The organism is Mesotoga infera (assembly GCA_011045915.1).
In the GTDB taxonomy this organism is placed as follows: Bacteria; Thermotogota; Thermotogae; order Petrotogales; family Kosmotogaceae; genus Mesotoga; species Mesotoga infera_D.
Genome location: DSBT01000114.1, coordinates 1 through 1,535 on the forward strand (window position 1 = coordinate 1; position 1,535 = coordinate 1,535).

The following is a 1,535-nucleotide window of genomic DNA, read 5'->3' on the forward strand; positions in this document are numbered from 1 at the left end:
AAATCAGCTTCGTAGAAGTTCTCCACCTCGTCATCAGCTAACTTGCTTGAGGTATTTTTTATCCAGTATGCTAGATCAGGGTTCGCGAAAACCTCGGAACACGCCTTTCCCGCAATATCTTCCGATTTGAGTGCAAGAGTCTCCTCGAACGTCTCGTTAGTGAAGACAATCCTTCCTTCACTATCAAAGACCGCAACGAAAACTCCTGCCGTGTCGAGAACTGCGTCGGAAAAGTCTTTCTGTTTTGCCAGTTCGAGTTGTGTCTTGTTTTTCTCTTTGAACTCACGGTAAATAAGAAAGTAGAATAGAAGACCGCTGAAAAGGACGAAGGCCCAACCCTTGTAAGTCTGTGCGTGCGTTGAGGTGCTTCTCTCAACGAACATCCAGTCTACAACCATATCCGACAACAGTATCCATAGGATTCCGAACAATATATATAGAAAAGCTACTTTCAGCGCTGGATTCTTCATACTTGAATTCTATTCGACTTTTGACAAGAAAAGCAATAAAAGTTGAGAGAGGTAGGTCTGTTTGAAAGATTTGCGTTCATGTGAAAGCGAATGGATAGTATGCTTCTCTCTTCACAACGCAGCAAAAATCGACAGTCATTGCGGTCGATGTTTGTTTTATGATGAGATATATGAGGTTGAAGAAGTCTAGAGAGCGAACTTCAAAGTCTGCTGCTTCCTTGTTTGATGATCCTGCAAGCCGATCTTCGACACTCCCTGTTCTGATGAACAAAGATATTCTATGGCAGGGATGCAAAAGAGGATTGACAAGAATCATCATATTGTCTTTTCATGAGAGTTATGGATTATGTGAAGGTCATGATGATCACCTTATACAGACTCGGCAATTGAGAAGCAGAATGAACGGAGTAATGGTAGACTAAATACGAGAAAGATTATCGGCATATAGGAGGCGTTTGGTATGAAGAGATACTTCTTTGGGGCTGTGGCGGCGTTAATCGTTCTTACGGCCTTTGCCGGGTGTTTCAAACCCTAAAAGACTCCCGAGAACGTTAGAAATTACGTTGAAGCTGTTTCAGATAAGTAGAATCAGTTGTTCTCAAATTCGTTGGAACTGATCTCTTGGGATTACCATGGAACGATAGCCGATGATAACGACCTTAAGGAGACGGTTGAACTGCTTACTGATCCCGATTCCGTTCGGCTTTTCCAGATAGACATCACAGATCCTTCTTTTGCATCCGTAGTTCTTCTCTCTTCAATTCCTTCTGCTGACCAGGACGACTTTTCCGAAGCGGTTGAGAAGCTTGTTGAACTTGGCCAACATAGAATAAGACTGAACTGGAAGATAATCTCTTCTGGGTCAGAATTCTCTACCGTTGCCCTCGTGGATGAAGATAACATGGTCTGGGATTCCGTAATCGGAAGCGTCGTTGTGGAAGAAGAGGAGTTCTCTCCCGTTGCTGGAGAGAAGTCTGGCAGCGTTATCATCAAATGGCTCTGGGGAGCAGAGAGAGGCAAGATCACCTGGAGTCTTGAATGTGAAGGGCCTCCCCTGGCCTGCAG

The 1,535-nt window shown here is 44.2% G+C and carries 2 protein-coding genes; one reads left to right on the forward strand and one right to left on the reverse strand.

From position 1 onward, the window contains the following. On the reverse strand, positions 1–470 hold a 470-nt coding region (locus tag ENN47_03935), incomplete at its 3' end, for a PAS domain S-box protein (GenBank protein ID HDP77330.1). 607 nt (positions 471–1,077) lie between these two features. On the opposite strand from ENN47_03935, the gene ENN47_03940 reads away from it, so the two are divergent. Next, positions 1,078–1,535 (forward strand): hypothetical protein (locus ENN47_03940; GenBank protein ID HDP77331.1); only part of this gene is annotated, 458 nt, incomplete at its 3' end.